The sequence below is a fragment of the Klebsiella variicola genome (assembly GCF_000828055.2).
In the GTDB taxonomy this organism is placed as follows: domain Bacteria; phylum Pseudomonadota; class Gammaproteobacteria; order Enterobacterales; family Enterobacteriaceae; genus Klebsiella; species Klebsiella variicola.
Window position 1 is genome coordinate 2,364,384 of record NZ_CP010523.2, and the last position, 16,084, is coordinate 2,380,467.

The 16,084-nt window shown below is 59.1% G+C and carries 19 protein-coding genes; 4 read left to right on the forward strand and 15 right to left on the reverse strand.

All coding sequences use genetic code 11. From position 1 onward, the window contains the following. Window positions 1–32 precede the first annotated feature (32 nt). The 7 genes from SP68_RS11075 to SP68_RS11105 all read right to left on the reverse strand — a co-directional run bounded on the left by SP68_RS11075 (window position 33) and on the right by SP68_RS11105 (window position 7,060). Window positions 33–1,736: an ABC transporter substrate-binding protein gene (locus SP68_RS11075; protein WP_040968589.1), complete on the reverse strand. Its 1,704-nt coding sequence runs from the start codon at window positions 1,734–1,736 to the stop codon at window positions 33–35. Between the two features lie 148 nt (window positions 1,737–1,884). Then, window positions 1,885–2,928 (reverse strand): methionine ABC transporter ATP-binding protein, encoded by a 1,044-nt coding sequence (locus tag SP68_RS11080; RefSeq protein WP_040968588.1) that lies wholly within the window; start codon window positions 2,926–2,928, stop codon window positions 1,885–1,887. Window positions 2,929–2,980: 52 nt separating this feature from the next. After that, window positions 2,981–3,757, reverse strand: a complete 777-nt coding sequence (locus SP68_RS11085; RefSeq protein ID WP_008804592.1) for a MetQ/NlpA family ABC transporter substrate-binding protein — start codon at window positions 3,755–3,757, stop codon at window positions 2,981–2,983. Between the two features lie 31 nt (window positions 3,758–3,788). Further along, window positions 3,789–4,463, reverse strand: a complete 675-nt coding sequence (locus tag SP68_RS11090) for a methionine ABC transporter permease (RefSeq protein ID WP_008804593.1) — start codon at window positions 4,461–4,463, stop codon at window positions 3,789–3,791. A 1-nt stretch (window position 4,464) separates the two neighbouring features. Then, a complete protein-coding gene (locus SP68_RS11095; RefSeq protein WP_008804594.1) occupies window positions 4,465–5,691 on the reverse strand; it encodes an SfnB family sulfur acquisition oxidoreductase in 1,227 nt (408 codons plus the stop codon). 270 nt (window positions 5,692–5,961) lie between these two features. After that, complete coding sequence (locus SP68_RS11100) at window positions 5,962–6,645, reverse strand: CatA-like O-acetyltransferase, family 1 (protein WP_023297753.1); 684 nt, start codon at window positions 6,643–6,645, stop codon at window positions 5,962–5,964. Between the two features lie 31 nt (window positions 6,646–6,676). Then, window positions 6,677–7,060: a VOC family protein gene (locus tag SP68_RS11105; protein ID WP_023322748.1), complete on the reverse strand. Its 384-nt coding sequence runs from the start codon at window positions 7,058–7,060 to the stop codon at window positions 6,677–6,679. 90 nt (window positions 7,061–7,150) lie between these two features. On the opposite strand from SP68_RS11105, the gene SP68_RS11110 reads away from it, so the two are divergent. Beyond that, window positions 7,151–7,921 (forward strand): DeoR/GlpR family DNA-binding transcription regulator, encoded by a 771-nt coding sequence (locus SP68_RS11110; protein WP_039103693.1) that lies wholly within the window; start codon window positions 7,151–7,153, stop codon window positions 7,919–7,921. A gap of 4 nt (window positions 7,922–7,925) precedes the next feature. On the opposite strand, the gene SP68_RS11115 is transcribed toward SP68_RS11110, so the two are convergent. Next, window positions 7,926–8,555 (reverse strand): LysE family translocator, encoded by a 630-nt coding sequence (locus SP68_RS11115; protein WP_008804598.1) that lies wholly within the window; start codon window positions 8,553–8,555, stop codon window positions 7,926–7,928. A gap of 249 nt (window positions 8,556–8,804) precedes the next feature. Between SP68_RS11115 and SP68_RS11120 the strand changes: the two genes are divergently transcribed. Further along, window positions 8,805–9,440, forward strand: coding sequence for a carbonic anhydrase (locus SP68_RS11120; RefSeq protein ID WP_008804599.1), 636 nt, complete (start codon window positions 8,805–8,807; stop codon window positions 9,438–9,440). Window positions 9,441–9,476: 36 nt separating this feature from the next. Here the strand turns inward: SP68_RS11120 and SP68_RS11125 are convergent, their stop codons facing one another. From SP68_RS11125 to SP68_RS11140, 4 genes are all read right to left on the reverse strand, one after another. Beyond that, on the reverse strand, window positions 9,477–10,493 hold the full coding sequence (locus SP68_RS11125; RefSeq protein ID WP_205468305.1) for a zinc-dependent alcohol dehydrogenase family protein: 1,017 nt from the start codon (window positions 10,491–10,493) through the stop codon (window positions 9,477–9,479). Window positions 10,494–10,647: 154 nt separating this feature from the next. Beyond that, window positions 10,648–10,857 (reverse strand): YdgH/BhsA/McbA-like domain containing protein, encoded by a 210-nt coding sequence (locus SP68_RS11130; RefSeq protein ID WP_004202908.1) that lies wholly within the window; start codon window positions 10,855–10,857, stop codon window positions 10,648–10,650. A gap of 84 nt (window positions 10,858–10,941) precedes the next feature. Then, window positions 10,942–11,658: a hypothetical protein gene (locus SP68_RS11135; protein WP_022066444.1), complete on the reverse strand. Its 717-nt coding sequence runs from the start codon at window positions 11,656–11,658 to the stop codon at window positions 10,942–10,944. A 45-nt stretch (window positions 11,659–11,703) separates the two neighbouring features. Then, window positions 11,704–12,138: a winged helix-turn-helix domain-containing protein gene (locus SP68_RS11140; RefSeq protein WP_012968028.1), complete on the reverse strand. Its 435-nt coding sequence runs from the start codon at window positions 12,136–12,138 to the stop codon at window positions 11,704–11,706. A gap of 401 nt (window positions 12,139–12,539) precedes the next feature. On the opposite strand from SP68_RS11140, the gene SP68_RS28300 reads away from it, so the two are divergent. Continuing rightward, window positions 12,540–12,689: a hypothetical protein gene (locus SP68_RS28300; protein WP_012541503.1), complete on the forward strand. Its 150-nt coding sequence runs from the start codon at window positions 12,540–12,542 to the stop codon at window positions 12,687–12,689. Window positions 12,690–12,760: 71 nt separating this feature from the next. Here SP68_RS28300 and SP68_RS11145 read toward each other — a convergent pair whose 3' ends face one another. Together SP68_RS11145 and SP68_RS11150 are read right to left on the reverse strand one after the other, a co-directional pair. Further along, entirely contained in the window at window positions 12,761–13,597 is an 837-nt protein-coding gene (locus SP68_RS11145) for an MBL fold metallo-hydrolase (protein ID WP_023340263.1), read from the reverse strand. A 7-nt stretch (window positions 13,598–13,604) separates the two neighbouring features. Then, window positions 13,605–14,120, reverse strand: coding sequence for a hypothetical protein (locus SP68_RS11150; protein ID WP_023340262.1), 516 nt, complete (start codon window positions 14,118–14,120; stop codon window positions 13,605–13,607). Between the two features lie 156 nt (window positions 14,121–14,276). On the opposite strand from SP68_RS11150, the gene SP68_RS11155 reads away from it, so the two are divergent. Then, entirely contained in the window at window positions 14,277–15,161 is an 885-nt protein-coding gene (locus tag SP68_RS11155; protein ID WP_040968587.1) for a LysR substrate-binding domain-containing protein, read from the forward strand. Here the strand turns inward: SP68_RS11155 and SP68_RS11160 are convergent. Next, window positions 15,158–16,084 carry an AraC family transcriptional regulator gene (locus SP68_RS11160; RefSeq protein ID WP_032735798.1) on the reverse strand — a complete coding sequence of 309 codons (927 nt, stop codon included), beginning with the start codon at window positions 16,082–16,084 and terminating at the stop codon, window positions 15,158–15,160. The genes SP68_RS11155 and SP68_RS11160 overlap by 4 nt on opposite strands.

A 16,084-nucleotide genomic window follows, 5' to 3' on the forward strand; every position in this document is an offset into this window, starting at 1 on the left:
CAGCCGCCGGTTAACCCGGCGGCCAGGGGGATTTACTTGACGATTTTTACATCCGGCAGGCTGCCGGTCAGGCCGTTGTAGATATCCGGCTTAAAGCCGCTGACGCGGGCGCTGCTGGCGGAAAGAATGTTGCGATAGCCAAGCAGGATCACCGGCGGATCGTCGGCCAGCACTTTATACAGCTGGTGGTAGATCGGCTTGCGCTGTTCAATTTCGAGCACCGCGTTGCCGGCGTTAATCAGCTTATCGACTTCCGCGTTATGGTAGCCGGACTCTTTAGCTTCGCTGCTGTAAAAATCCCATACCCCATCGTGCGGGTCGTTGAGGGTGCTGGTGCTAAAGGAGGCCAGATCGTAATTTCCGGCTTTACGCTGCGCCATCAGGGCATTGAAATCCACCACCTGCGGCTTCAGCAGTACGCCAATCTGCCGCCAGTTCTCCTTGGCGATGGGGATCAGAGCGTCGTTGAGCACCTTCTTGCTCACCAGCAGGGTCAGCTCCAGGCGCTGGCCGTCTTTGGCGCGGATACCGTCGGCGCCAGGTTTCCAGCCGGCCTCATCCAGCAGCTTTTTGGCCTGTGCCGGATCGTAAGGGTAAGGGTTGACGCCTTCAGCGTTAAAGGCCCAGGAGATCGGGGCGATCGGCTCGATGGCGACTTTGCCGTACCCCTGATAGACCACGTCGATCAGCTTCTGCCGATCCAGACCGTAAATCAGCGCCTGGCGCACGCGCTTATCCTGCAGCGCCGGGCGATGCACGTTGAACTCCACCTGGCTGTAGTCGCTGGAGCCGTAAAGATTAATGTTGGCGAAGCCGAGCATTTTCAGCTGCTCAATATCGTCGGGGCGTGAGGTAAAGGCGTCATAGTCGGTCTCCCCGGTCTGGAACAGCTGGAAGTTGGTCGACGGATTGGTCACGCGGTAGATAAAGCGCGGTGTTGGCGGCGTTCCGCGGTAAAAATGGCTATTGGCATGGAAGCGTATTTCCTGACCGGGAATGTATTTGTCGTACACGTAAGGGCCGTTGCCCAGCGGCTTGCCGTGCAGTGAACGCAGATAGTCGAGATTTCCCCGCTGATATCCTTTGCCGTACCAGGCTTTCGACAGCACCGGCCCGCCAATTTTGGCCAGCGTGGTGGCGCCTGGCTGCGTGGTGGTCACCTGCAGGGTGAGCGGGTCGATGACCTTCAGGCCGCTGACGCTGTCAGCTTTGCCGGCTTTGTAGTCCGCGCCGCCGGCGATATTGGCCAGGGTGATGTCGGTATCGCCATCATATTTGGGGTCGAGCAGGACCGTCAGGGTAAAGGCGACATCTTCCGCCGTCAGCGGTGAACCGTCGCTGAAGGTCAGGCCAGGGCGCAATTTGATGGTATAGACTTTACTGTCCGGGCTGACCGTCCAGCTCTCCGCCAGTCCCGGGACCAGCTTACCCTGACTGTCCCAGTCAATCAGGCGTGAAAAAATGACGTTAGTCACGTTCTCATCCCAGCCGTTGACGAAAAAGTAGGGGTTAAAGATCCCCTGCGGCTCGGAGATCCCGGCCACCACCGTGTCTTTCCGCAGTTTGGCGCTGGCCGGGATCTGGCTGGCGTCGGTGGCCGGGGTGATGCCTTCTTTCAGGATCCCTTCCGCATGGGCAACAGAAGAAAATGCTACCACGCCGCCGAGCAGGGCCACTTTTAGCGCCAGGGCGAAGCGGGTTTTTCGGGTTTTTAATCCTTGTTGTAATCTGGACAAAAGTGCTACCTCATCAAATAATTGCGTGGTTATTTACAATTCATGACGAAAGATAAGAGGCGCACTTCGCCCTGTCTAACACTGAAATGCTATGATTTATAACTAATTATCCTTAGCAAAGGATCGGGAATATAATCCCATTCGATGGCTAAGAAGCAGTGATTTCCGCTGTCTGATGATGGTGGGTCAGAATGCTGTCTGCGACCCAGCCATCCTGCGCCAGCGCGCTGGCGGCCAGCGGCCCGCTCAGCCGGACCTGCAGCTGGCCGATCACCCGGCCCTGAATGCGCTCGCAGTTGCTGTACAGCAGTCGGGCGTCGCCTCCCAGCAGGCTGGCGATATGCTGCAGATTGGGTTCGCGACCGCTGCTGCCGTCAAAACGTAAGGTCACGATCTGCTCGCCGTCGCGCAGCGGTGGCCCGGCCTCCGGGCGATCGGGGTGCTGCAGGCCGAGCATGGCGCGCGTCACCGGGTGCTGCGGGTTGCCAAACACGCGCCAGACATCGCCCTGTTCGACAATGCGCCCGCCCTCAAGCACGCTGACCCGATCGCAGAGGGTGCGAATGACCTCCATTTCGTGGGTGATCAGCACGATTGTCAGGCCCAGGCGCTGGTTAATCTCCTTGAGCAGGGTTAGCACCGACAGGGTGTTTTCCGGATCCAGCGCCGAGGTTGCCTCATCGCACAGCAGAATTTCCGGCTGAGTGACCAGCGCCCGGGCGATGCCGGTCCGCTGTTTCTGGCCACCGGAGAGGCGGGCCGGGTAGCTGTCGCGCAGCGCGCTGAGGCCCACCAGCTCAAGCATCTCGCTGACCCGACGCTGGCGTTCGCCGGCCGGGACGCCAGCCATCTTCAGCGGCAAGGCGATGTTCTGCGCCACGGTTTTGGTGGCCATCAGGTTAAAGTGCTGAAAAATCATCGCCACCCGCCGACGCAGATCGCGCAGCTGGCGCGTGGAGTAGCGCACGGTTGACTCGCCGTGGATGAACATCTCGCCGCTGTCGGCATTTTCCAGACGATTAAACAGGCGCAGCAGGGTGGATTTTCCGGCGCCGCTGCGGCCGATGATGCCGAAAATTTCGCCCTGACGGATGGTCAGGTCAATGTCCTGTAGCGCCTGCACGCCGTTAGGATAGGCTTTGCTGATACCAGCAAACTCAATGTGGGTCGGTGGGGCGGGGATATGCGTCACGATGATGCGCTCCGTTAGCCCGGGCAGCGGCTGACGCCGCTGCCCGCGGTGATTAGAATCCAGGTAAAATTTTGCCCTGATAACGCGTCAGAATGAACTGACGAACTGCGTCCGAATGCAGCGCTTGCGCCAGCTTCTGAATGCCCGGGTCCTGAATATTGTCCGGGCGCGCCACCAGATATTCGACGTACAGATCGCTGCCTTTTTCCACCAGCAACGCTTTATCGGTGTCGATACCGGCCTCCAGCGCATAGTTGGCAAAGATAAAGGCCAGGTCGACCTGCTTCACCGCGCGCGCCAGCATGGCGCCCTCCAGTTCGCGGATCTTAAAGTGATGCGGGTTGCTGGTAATGTCCTTGGTTGCCGATTGCGGGTTGTGCGGATCCTTGAGGGTAATCAGCCCGGCGTTGCTTAACATCACCAGCGCGCGGCCGGTGTTCACCGGATCGTTAGGGATGGCGATCGTGGCGCCGTCAGGCACCGCGGCGAGGGTCGTGTATTTGCTGGAGTAGGCGCCGAAGGGCTCGATATGCACTCCCACCACCGGTACAAGGTTGGTGTGGCGGGTCTGGTTGTAGTTATCGAGGAATGGCCGGTACTGGTAGTAGTTGGCGTCGAGGTGTTTCTCCGCCAGCTGCTGGTTAGGCTGAATAAAATCGTTAAACACCTTGACCTGTAAATCGACGCCTTCCTTTGCCAGCACCGGCTTCACAAATTCAAGGATTTCCGCATGCGGCACCGGCGTGGCGCCGACGATCAGCGTCTCGTTAGCCAGCGCTGCGGTGGAGAAGAGGGCCAGCAGTCCGGCGGCAATAATGGATTTTTTCATGATAAGGGTTTCCTGAGCAGAGAAGGGTAAGTTATTTGCGGCTGACGTAGCGCACCAGGCGGTCGCCGCTCATTTGCAGAAGCTGTACCAGCGCAATCAGCATCAGGACGGTGACCACCATCACGTCAGTCTGAAAGCGCTGATAACCAAAACGAATGGCCAGATCGCCCAGCCCGCCGCCGCCGATCACCCCCGCCATCGAGGTGTAGTCGACCAGCAAAATGGCCGTCACGGTCACGGCGGCGATCAGCCCGGCCCGCGACTCCGGCAGCAGCGTGTGCCAGATAAGCTGCCAGGTGCTGCCGCCCATCGACCAGCTGGCCTCCACCAGGCCGTGCTCCACTTCGCGCAGGGCGGTTTCCACCAGCCGGGCGAAGAACGGGGCGCAGCCGGCGACCAGCGGCGGAATGGTTCCTTCCACCCCCAGCGAGGTGCCGGTCAGCAACGTGGTCACCGGGATCATCACGATGAGCAAAATGATGAACGGCAGGGATCGCAGTACGTTGACGCACAATGACAGCAGGCGGTAAAGGCGCGGGGCGTACAGCAAACGCGGCTCACCGGTGAGATAGAGCACAATCCCCAGCGGAAGCCCCAGCAGTACGGTCCATCCCAGCGACCAGGCCAGCATGGTAAGGGTATCGAGGGCGGCCTGGGCCACATCGTTCCAGTCGATTTCCGCGAAAAACGCCAGCAGACTCGTCATATCAGTTCCAGTCATGTCGTTGCGGGCGAATGCCGTTCAGCACCCAGTTGCCAAGCAGCTGATACTTCCAGCGAACCGGGTCGTGCAGGGTGTGCACCCGGGCATTGCGCCAGTGGCGGTCGAGGTTGAGCGACTCACCGGTGGCGCGAGTACCCCCCAGCTCGAACAGGCGGCTGGCGGCCTCCAGCGCCACTTCGGTGGTCCAGATTTTGGCGCGGGCGACGGCCAGCGACGCCTCGGCGACATGCTCCTCGCTGAGGTCATTTTTATAGCGGTCGAGCACCCGTCCCGCCCGCTCCAGCAGCGCGTCGGCTGCGGCAAGGCGGCTGTCCAGTTGACCGATATGGTAGATAGTCAGCGGATCGTCGCTCGCCTGCGCCACACCGGCGTCGATCCACGGCCGGGCGCTGTGGCGTACGAACGCCACGGTATCGTCCAGCGCCGCGCGGGCGATCCCGGCGTCTATCGCCGCGGTGGTCAGCTGGGCGAACGGGCCGGCAAGGGTCGGGCTGGCGTAGGACTTCCAGGTTGGGAAAAGGTGGAAAGGATTAACCGGAAGATTATCGGCCAGCACGGTGCCGCTGGCGGTGGTGCGCTGACCGAGGCACGCCCAGTCGTTGACCACCGTCAGCCCCGGGCTGTTCTGGGGGACGAAAGCGAGCTGGGCGCGGTCGTCGGCGTCCAGCGCCAGAATGCCAATCCAGTGGGCGTACAGCGAGCCGGTGCAGTAGCCTTTACGGCCATTGATCCGCAGACCGTCTGCGCCTTCCTCGATACGGGTACGAATATCAAGGACCGTTTTCCCCCCGGTTTCCGACAGGGCATTGGCGAAGCGATAGCCCTGTAATACCTGGGCGAAAAAGAACGCCTGCTGGTCGTCGCTACCCTGCAGACGAATATCCTCCAGCAGGCAGTAGTGGTTCTGGGGTATCTGGCCTAACGACGGATCCGCTGCAGAGAGAATGGCGATAACCTGCGCGAGGGTCGCGGCCGAGACCTCGGCGCCGCCAAAGCGGCGCGGCACCGTGATGCCCCACAGTCCGCTGTTGGAATAGGTGTTGACGATCTCCGCCGGGACAATGCCCGTCCGGTCGCGCTCGGCGGCGCCGGGTTTGAGCACGGCGGCGATCTCATGGGCGATGGCGAGGGCTTCCGCATCGCTGGCAATAATATGCGCCTGCGGCGTGGACTGGGTGTAAGGCTGTGCGGGTGAACTGGCTGACATCATCTTCTCTCTTATTCAGTGAATAGCTTATGCAAAAATTAGATAAATAAATAATTCATAATGCCTGTGGGTTATATGTGTGGGTAAGCAAAACACGTGCCAGCGAGAGAGGAAGGCGCAGTCGTGATAGGAAGCGGGTTGGCTATGTCAGCTGATGGAGCGGACTGCTGCAAATGCAGCGCCGTTTTGCGCCGGCTGTTGCAAAGGCAACAGGAGAGGAAAGCGACCGCCGGACCGAAGGAAGGCTGTCAGGCGGTGAGCGTGGCGAGGACCTCAGCGTTTCTTTGCCGCAGGGGCGAGCAGTGAGGGTGCGGTCTCGGTTAACGGTTGCCAGAGCCGCTCGGGGTCGCTAAATCCCTCTTCCACGAGAGCAAAAAAGCGGCTGGCGTGGAGACCGTCGACGAAGGCATGGTTAAACCGCCCGGCCACCGGGATCACGCCGTTCTGTAGTTTCCCCCAGGTAAGCGCGGGCACCGCCGCGCCTACGGCATATTCCGCATGGGTCATCGAGGTGAAGTGGAGCCACGGCAGACAACTGGCGCAGATAAAATGCTCGCCATCGACGATGAGCGGCGCCGGCGTTGTCTCTCTTGCCGCGACGATCTTCGGCGTTGCCGCATCGCTGAAGGCGGTGAACTCGGGGGCGTTGTCGCACCATACCTGGCGGAATCCTTCCTCGACGGTCATCACCGGCGTCATTACCGCCAGGCTGTCATATTCAATCACCTCATCATTGCGCACGCGTTGCCGTAGCTGCGGTACTCCGTTGGCCGCGCGCAGCAGCGCATAGAGCGCAAGCTGAAAAAACGAGACCCGACGGTCCTTCGCACATTCGTACAGGCGCTGCGCCGCTATCGGGACACAGAGGTTAAAGCTGGGGTTGGCAAATTGTCGGTAAAAGGTGAAATGGTCCCGGCGGGGCCAGGTCGCGGTGTCGATAATTCGGTAACGTGCCATGAATGCCTCCTGAATACTGGCGGTCTGCTGACTATGCGACGATTTCAATCAGGTTGCCATCGGGATCGGCGATCACCGCCTCATAATAGCCGTCGCCGGTGGTACGCGGCGGCGAAACCAGTATCCCCGCATCCTCGGCGCGTTGGGCGAGGGCATCGACCTGTTCCGCCCCGCCTACCGAGAGGGCCAGATGCGCCCAGCCGGTATGGTTATTATCCGCGCTGGCCGGCTGCAGGCCAGGCCTGGTCATCAGCTCGATCACCACCTCGTCGTCGATGGTGACAAAATAGGAGGCAAAGCCGGGGTTGGTCTGGCTGAGGTATTTTTCATTGATGCTGGCGGCAAAGAACTCCACCCAGAAGCGGGCCTGGACGTCGAGCTGTTGGGTCCACAGGGCGAAATGGGCAATTTTCATGGTAAACCTCCGGGCAGGAACATTGACAATCAAAGCAGCGCAGACGATCATGCTTGCTGTTGCTCGTTTTTGATAATTTAAGGAGTTTTCGTGCTCGATTATGCTGCTTTTCCCCAACAGCGACAAGCGTTGATTTGCCAGATCCTGCAGGAAAATGGCAGAGTGGTGTGCGCGGAGCTGGCGGCGCGGCTTCAGGTGTCGGAGCACACCATCCGCCGCGATCTGCATGAACTCAGTCGTGAAGGGTTCTGTAAAAAGGTGTATGGCGGGGCGGTGCTGAGCCTGCCGGAAGCCGGGGACTACAGTGAACGGAAAGATAAAAATCGAGCAACAAAACTCAGGATCGCGCAACAGTGTGCCAGGCTGGTGAAGCCCGGCGGCACGATTTTCGTCGATACCGGGACCACCAATCTGGCGATGGCCGAGGCGCTACCCGCTGAGCTGGCGCTGACGGTGGTAACGAACTCCCCGGAGATCGCCGCGGTACTGGTGAAAAAACCGTTGTATGACGTGGTGATCCTCGGCGGCCAGGTGCAGCGGGCGAGCGGCGGCTGCGTCGGCGCCGCGGCGGTGGCTCAGGTGCAGGGCATGTTATTCGACCAGGGTTTTATCGGCGGCTGCGCCATGGCGCCAGAGTCGGGCCTGACCGGTTTTGACTACGCCGACTGCGAGTTCAAGAAAGCGGTGATTAAGCAGTGCAGCGAAATTATCGTCGGCCTGACCTCGGATAAAATTCCGGCAGTGGCACGGTTTGTGGTGGCCGCGAGCAGCGATATCGATGTGCTGGTGGTGGAAGAGAACATCAGTCGCGAATATCGCGTTGCCTTTCAGCAGCACGATATTCGCATCCATACCGTGTAACCCGTTAGCGGGTGAGGGAGGTGGCGATAAGCCGCAGGCCCAGCGCCCCTAGCACCGTCGCGGTGGCGATGTCGATCCGCCGCTTCAGCCGCAGGTAGACGCGCCGCGGGCGATCGGCAGACAGCACCAGCGCCACCAGCGAATACCAGCTGACGTCAATCAGAAAGCTCATCAGCGGCACGATGTAGTAAAACGCGGTGGGGATCTGCGCTGGCAGCAGAGCGGTAAAAATTGAGGCGAACACCAGCGCGGTTTTGGGATTGCTCAGCTGGGTATACAGCCCATCGCGGAAGGTCTTCAGCAGCGAATGGTTGCCAGCCATGCCGCTGGCGGAAAAGTCCATCGGCTGCGCCGACCCGCGGAAAATCTTATAGCCCAGCCATAACAGGTAGAGCCCGCCCGCTACTTTCAGGCCAATAAACAGCTCCGGCACCGCGGTGAGCACCTTCTGCAGGCCCAGCATCGCCATAATGGAAAAAATGGCGGCGCCGGCGCCAGTACCGAGGGCGGTCACCAGACCGTGCACGCGCGAGCGAGCGACGGCATTGCGCGCGACAAAGATAAAGCTTGGGCCGGGACTGATCACGCCCATGATCAGCACCGCGGCAATGGCCATCAGGCTGGATAAGAACATAGCGACTCCTGTGATGTCCGCCGCCGGCAGGCGGTCGGTAACCTGTGAACGGTTGGGGTAGACAGAGTAGCAAACTGGTTCAGGAAATCACGTCAAAAAGGTGTGGATAAGGCAGGGCGGCGCGGGCGGTGGCGGCGCGCGTTTTCTGCGCAACTGTTTGAATAACGATTCCCATTCTTGTCATCAATGGTAAACTGAATAACTGTGATCTTTGTCATACCGTAATAACTACAGAGAAGAGACACTGCTATGCAACATATCATTGAGGGCTTCCTCAACTTCCAGAAAGAGATCTTCCCCCAGCGTAAAGAGCTCTTCCGTAGCCTGGCCTCCAGCCAGAATCCCAAAGCGCTTTTCATCTCCTGTTCAGACAGCCGTCTGGTGCCTGAACTGGTAACCCAGCAGGAGCCGGGACAGCTCTTTGTCATTCGTAACGCCGGGAATATCGTGCCGTCTTTCGGGCCGGAGCCAGGTGGCGTTTCTGCTACCATCGAATATGCCGTCGTTGCGCTGGGCGTGACGGATATCGTGATCTGCGGCCACTCCAACTGCGGCGCGATGAAAGCGATCGCCACCTGCCAGTGCCTTGAGCCGATGCCGGCGGTGTCCCACTGGCTGCGCTATGCTGATGCCGCGAAAGCAGTGGTGGAAAAGAAAACCTGGGCCAGCGAAACCGATAAGGTCAACGGCATGGTGCAGGAAAACGTCATCGCTCAGTTGAACAACATCAAAACCCATCCGTCGGTGGCGGTCGGTCTGCGCGACCATACCCTGCGCCTGCACGGCTGGTTCTACGACATTGAAAGCGGCGACATTCAGGCGCTGGATAAAAACACGAAATCCTTTGTTTCGCTGTCGGAAAATCCGGACGTCTTCTTCGAATAAAGCCGTTCTCAGGGCACGGAGGCCCTGTTCATCCCCTCACCACTCCACGCAAATTTTGCCAAAATGGGCGCCGCTTTGCAGATAGCGAAAGGCATCCGGTAAGGCTGTAAAATCAAACACTTTATCGATAACCGGCCGCGACGCCTGCAGGTTCAGGGCGTTGACGTAGTCCTGTTGTTGCCGTCTATTACCTACCACCAGCCCCTGCAGTCGGGCCTGTTTACTCATCAGCAGATGGGTGGGGACATGGCCCTCGAAGCCGGTCAGGACGCCGATCAGGGCGATGTGTCCGCCAACACTGACCGCCTCGAACGACTGCCCCAGGGTGCCCGGACCGCCCAGCTCCAGAATGAGATCGGCCCCGCGATGGCCGGTGATATCCTGCACCGCGGCGCCCCATGCCGGGGTGGTGCGGTAATTGATGAGATGATCGGCCCCCAGGGCGCGAGCGCGGGCGAGTTTTTCATCTGACGACGAGGTGACGATCACCTGCGCGCCCATACTTTTCGCCAGCTGCAGGGCGGTTATCGACACGCCGCCGGTACCAAGCGTCAGCACCGTATCGCCTGCTTTTAACCGTCCTTCGACGACCAGCGCGCGCCAGGCGGTAAGACCGGAGGTGGTGATGGTTGCCGCCTCCCTGAAACTCCACCCCTCAGGCGCATGGGTAAAATGGCTGGCCGGCCTGACGACATACTGGCAGGCGAACCCCTCCGCGCCATCGCCCGGGGTCTGACTGAAGTCGCTCACCAGCGGACCGGGGTGGCCATCCAGCCACTGCGGGAAAAAGCCAGCGACCACCCGGTCACCCGGCTGAAATTCGTTCACTCCGGCGCCAACCGCTTCCACCACGCCGGCGCCATCCGCCATCAGGATCCGCCGATCGGCGGTGGGAATTACCCCCGTTGCGACCAGCAAATCATGGTAGTTCAGCGAGGTGGCGTGCAGCTCCACCCGGATCTCTCCTGCAGCGGGCGCCCCGGGGTCAGCAAGATCGACAAGCTGCAGGTTCTCAAGCGAACCGGGTTTTTTGACTGTCCAGGCTTTCATCATCAGGCTCTCTTTTCTGGAGGATACAGTCAGTATTGGTCGGGAATGGAGCGAGCGCCACAGCATGCCTGTCGGCAAAACGCTGAAAAGGGAAAGGCGGAAAAAAATACAGCGCCGTTAAAAACGGCGCTGTATTTATCGCTAACGGCTAAAAGGCTTATTTGCTCAGTTCAGCCGTCATGTGGACGCGATTATTAAACTGGGCGCTGGTGATTTTATAGGATGCACCCTGTTCCGCGGCCTGGGCGGCGATTTTTGCTTCAGCCCGGTCCAGGGTCGAGGCGGTAGCGCTGACGCTCTGGGCGAAGCTGACAGAAGAGAACAGAGACAGTGCCGCAACTGCAACGAAAGTTTTGATGGATTTCATGGTCGTATTCCTTAATCTGGTGTCTGATAAAGGGCTTTTCGCCCTGATGTGGTAAAGAATACGCTTGAATGTTGCAGGCTAAAATCAAAACAATTTGCGAATCTTGTTCAAATAATATGAATGTTTTTCCGCCGTGTGCAACGCGGCCTGCCGCTGTCGGGCAGGCTTTGCCCATGGCGTATAACTGGCAAGGTCGGGTGAGAGCGGGTTAAACGTTGGCCCGGAGATCATAAAATGATGAAAATGAGCATGGCTGACCAGGTGAAAATTAACCTTAATCCGTTCCAGTCCGTTATAGACTCGCTTGCGATTGATCCCCAACGTGGCCGCCAGTTGATTCACCGACTGTCCCTTCATGGTGGCGGCGATTATCCGCCTTTCCAGAAGGTTGAGGGGCGCTCGTTGACGGGAAGAGGTACTCTGACGCTGATGACGCGGCACCAGAGGCCAGCGACGATCGGCCAGCCTGCGCAAAAGGCGGCCAACCTCCGGAACGCTTTCCCGCTGGCTAACCCACAGGAGGGTATCCGCGAAAAAGGCGCGTCCGCGCCTCACGTTGCCGGCCGAGGTAAAGCCGACCACCAGACTCTGATAACGCAGGGCTAATTCAGCGGCGGCCTGATAATCGTGAAAGTTTTCCAGCGATAAAATAATCACATCCAGCCCAGCCGGATCGGGAAAATGGCTGAGTGGCAGCGAATGAATAATGTTCAGCCCGGGCAGGGTCTCCTGAATATCTCTGAAACATTGGGCGAGGCCGATATTAAAAAAAAGATTATTGCTGTGAATTAAAATATTCAACGGATAAACCCTGTTACAAGCGATGTAAACGGCGCGGAGAGGGGATTAGCTGCGTACCAGAAGTTTATTCATATCAGCAGGCGAGGCATTAATATAATTCATCATGCCCGGTGGTTTGAATGAGTAAATTTCGGCTACGACAGCATTGTTAATATAATACCCGGCGCACTTGACCCGAATAATTAATGCGCTTTCAACGCCTGCCTGGCTAAGACGGGATTTTAACGTCTGAATAACCTGCCATAATCGCTGCGCAGACGGGCGAAGGTTATTTTTTTCCCAGACGTTAATCATCAACTCTTCATCGCTGACCACCCGTTCTCTGCCATGCGCCAACAGATATTCCAGTAAACAGGCCATGGTACTGCGTAGCTGAACTTGCGTTCGCGTCCCTCGCAGCGCGATAATTTCCCGATGATGCAGGCAGTAGAAAATATTATCTGCTAACTTATAGCCAAGCAGTTTATAGCCCTTAGTCATCCACCACTCCCTGACAAATCCAGTTATTGCCGGTGCAGAGTACCTGCCTGCTGCTGACTGACCAAGTGAATTTTATTTGTTAGAATAATCAAAACAAATAACCATGTTTGTATACATAAGTAGAATAAAAATCTGATAAATGATTATTGCTCTGCAGGATTGTATGGTATAGGAAAAGTCTTAAACAAACGTCAGCCGCTGGTAAGCGGTTGAATATATAGGTGTCAGGAAAAACTAAATGCACTTATATTGATCTAGATCAATTTTGGTCATTTCAGGAGGCTTTCACCATTTACATAGTAAAACAAAGATTGAAATAACTTCCGTTACGCGATGATAAGCTGATTCTGAACTTATGGAACTACCCAGGGAATTGTTCATTACTTTTCAGGAGCGTTTTTATGGTCATTGCAACTCGTAAGCCTCTGTGTAACAAACGCTGGTCGGCCAGCCCGGCCTCCCAGGATCTTCAGTTGACTCAGCTACGCCACCCGTGGGTCGCCACCAAAGCCAGCTGCAAAAGCAAAAAAGCCTGGAAAAGCCGCAGTTAGCGGCCTGCCCAACCCCCTGACATAAAGCCCTGCTTGTCCCTGCGGACAAGCAGGGCTTACCTCTGCGACCTTTACACCGACTGCAACAGATAACCATAAGGCGTCTCCACCACCCTGGCAAAGCCGGGCAAACCAAGATGCATGCCGGCGATCAGCCATTGTTCGCTGGCGGCCTGGCGCAGCAGACATTCCCGGGTTTGTCGGGCCTGTTCAGGATCGACGTCGAAGGCGACCGACACCGACGTCCGGGTGGTCTGAATGGTCGGGAAATGGACAATATCCCCCCAGATGAGCAGCGAGGTATCGCCCGTCTCGAGACGATACCCGGTATGGCCGGGCGTATGGCCGGGCAGAGGGCACGGGTGGATCCCGGCGACCGTCTCCTCACCATCAACTTCGCGAATTTGCGCCGCGCAGATTGCCAGTACGCGGTGGACGAGCAGCACGTTGCGCCGGCCGCGATCGCTGGCGTTGTCCAGTGTGGATTCCGCCAGCCAGTAAGCGCGTTCCCGCGAAGGCAGGAACACCGTGGCGTTGGGATACGCCGGGGCGCCGGTTGCCGTCAGCAACCCGCCGATGTGATCCGGGTGCGCGTGGGTGAGGAGGATGGTGTCAATCTCCTCAGGGCGTACGCCGAGCAGCGCCAGAGTGGCGATAAGCGCACCGCCGACGCCATTGACTCCCCCGGTGCCGGTATCCACCAGTACGGTGTGCCCGCGTCCGCGGATAAGGTAGGCGCCGATCGCAATGGCCTCCGGTGAGGCTAACCCGGCGTTCCGCTGCAGGCGCTCCGCCTCCTCAGGCGTGATACCCGAGAGTAAGGACAGTGGCGCCGACATCTGACCATCACTGACGGCGGTCACCGTCAGATCGCCTGCGGTCAACGTATAAAAGGGAGCTGGTGTCATGGCGACCTCACGCGCGTTGCGCCGGGTTACGTAACCGGGCGGTGATGGGTTGATAGATAAAGACGGCGGCAGCCGTGGCCAGGTGATGCAGGTCGTCACGCGGGACGATGGCGGCATACCGGGTTTGTTGCGTCGCCAGGCCGCCAGGCAGCAGGACGATTGCCGGGGAGATGGGTAGCGTCTGAGGCGTATCGCTCAGCAGGAGCACCTCATCAGACCGGACCTCCCGCACGCCGCTATCTGCAACATAGAGGTGGCGGTGCCAGTCGGTGATCGCCGATTGCCAGCGGGCAAAATGGCCGCCACCGTTGCGGCGGTAGGCGTCGCTGTCGATGACGGTAGCATCGTGGATATCGTGCAGCGCCAGGTAGCGGGGGCACTCCTCGTTGAGGGCGCGGAAGCGCTGAGAGGCGTAAAAACCGGGCACAGAGACCAGCGCCGGCAGTTTTTCCTGATTGTAAAAGGTATTCCACGCTGTTTCGCTTTGGGGATCGGTGTAGGCGCATTCGACGACATAGAGCATAGTGACCTCGATGGACAGATGATTGAGCGCGCAAAGCGCTTTAGTGACTTTTCATCATCCTATCGGCTAAAAATGGCGCTGAAAAACGATGTTAATTCAATGGTCAGTGATATTCTGTCACTGACTTTCGGTGAGACTGCACAAGGAGCATTGGCTATGCGTCGTAAAATCCCCAGCAGCGCTGCGCTACTGGCTTTTGAGGCCGCTGCCCGTCACGGCAACTTTGCCCGCGCGGCGGCGGAACTCGCGTTAACGGAAGGGGCCATCAGCCGGCAGATTGCCCGTCTGGAAGCGCTCCTCGACAGTAAACTCTTCGACAGGACGGGGAGCCGGGTGCGGCTCAATCCGGCTGGCGCCCGCTATGCCCGCCAGGTACGCGAGATCCTCGCCCGTCTGGAGCGGGATACCCACGATGTCAGCGGGATGCCCTCCGATGGACATAGCCTGGAGATCGCCGTGCTCCCCACCTTTGCCAGCCGCTGGTTAATCCCCCGGCTTGGACGCTTTGCAGCGCAGCATCCGCATATCGTGGTCAATATTGCCGCCCGCAGCGATCCCTTCATCCTCCCGGGCAGCGGTTTTGATGCCGCCATCCATTTTGATCACCCGGCGTGGACTGGCATGGATGTGATGTTTTTGTTCGAGGAGTATCTGCTGCCGGTCTGTCATGCGGCGTTGCTGACGAATGACGATCTCCCCGGGCAACTGAACCGATTGCCGCGCATTCACCGGCGGCAGAACCCTGACGCCTGGCTGCTCTATGCCCGGGAATGCGGGTTGGCGCTGGATAATCCGGCGCAGGGGCCGCGCTACGATCTGCATGAGATGGCCATCGCCGCGGTACTGAGCCAGCAGGGGGTGGCGCTGGTGCCGAAGATGTATGTGGAAAGCGAGCTGCGCGCCGGGACGCTGGTCGCTCCGTGGCCGGGCTCCCCGACGCTGGCCAAGCGCTTTTGTCTGATCAAACCCGGTGGCGGGGAGGGAGAGCTGGCGCTGCAGGTGTTTGAGCGCTGGCTGCAGACGGAGATTGCAGCCGGTTAAGTCAGGGCTGGCCCGGGGGGAGGCTGCGTCGCCCGCTGGCGGGCATATTTCCCCGGCGATATCCCGGTATAGCGGGTAAAAGCTACGCTGAACGCGCTGGCCGAGCCATAGCCGATGCGCTCGGCGATATCCGCAATGCTGATGCCCGTCTCGCTCAGCCACTGCATGGCCAGGGTCATTCGCCAGCCTAACAGATAGCCCATCGGGGTCATCCCGGTCAGGTCGGTAAAGCGTTCAAATAACGTCGAGCGAGACAGCGCGCAGTCGGCGGCCAGGGCGTTGACCGTCCAGCGTCTGGCGGGGGCCTGATGCAGCAGGCGGATTGCCTGAGCGACCCGCGGGTCGCTCAGCCCGCGCATCAGACCGGGGGTCGCGAGCGTTCCGCAGGAACGGATGGCCTCGATAAAAAGTAGCTCAACCATCCGCGCCAGAACGAAAGATTTGCCCGCGCGATCCGCCTGCGCTTCCTCTTTCAGCAGCCCGACAAAGGTGGCCAGCCGCGGTTGATTGCGGACCACCACAAAGGCTGGCAACAGCGAGGCCAGCAGGCTGGCGTTCGTTGAACCGGAAGCGCAGTGGCCAATCAGCGCCTGCATCTGCGCAGGCTTGTCGAGGGCTCCCAGCCGAAAGTGTCCCTCCGCCAGTTGCACCGGGATGGTCTCCAGCGCCGGTGAAGGGGGCGGGGTCAGGCTGGTTAGCGCGAAGCGGTACGCCGCCGGGATCAGAATAAAATCCCCGGCGCGCAGGATCTGCGGCTCATGCTGGTCTATTTCCAGCCGACAGCCGCCTTCCAGCACGACGCCATAAAATGACAACCCCTGGTCCGAGCGTATCACTCGCCAGTCTCCCGCCCCCTCAACGGTTTTGGTCAGCACCGCTCTGAGATTTAGCATGGCAATAACCTCCGCCAACGGATCGCTCAT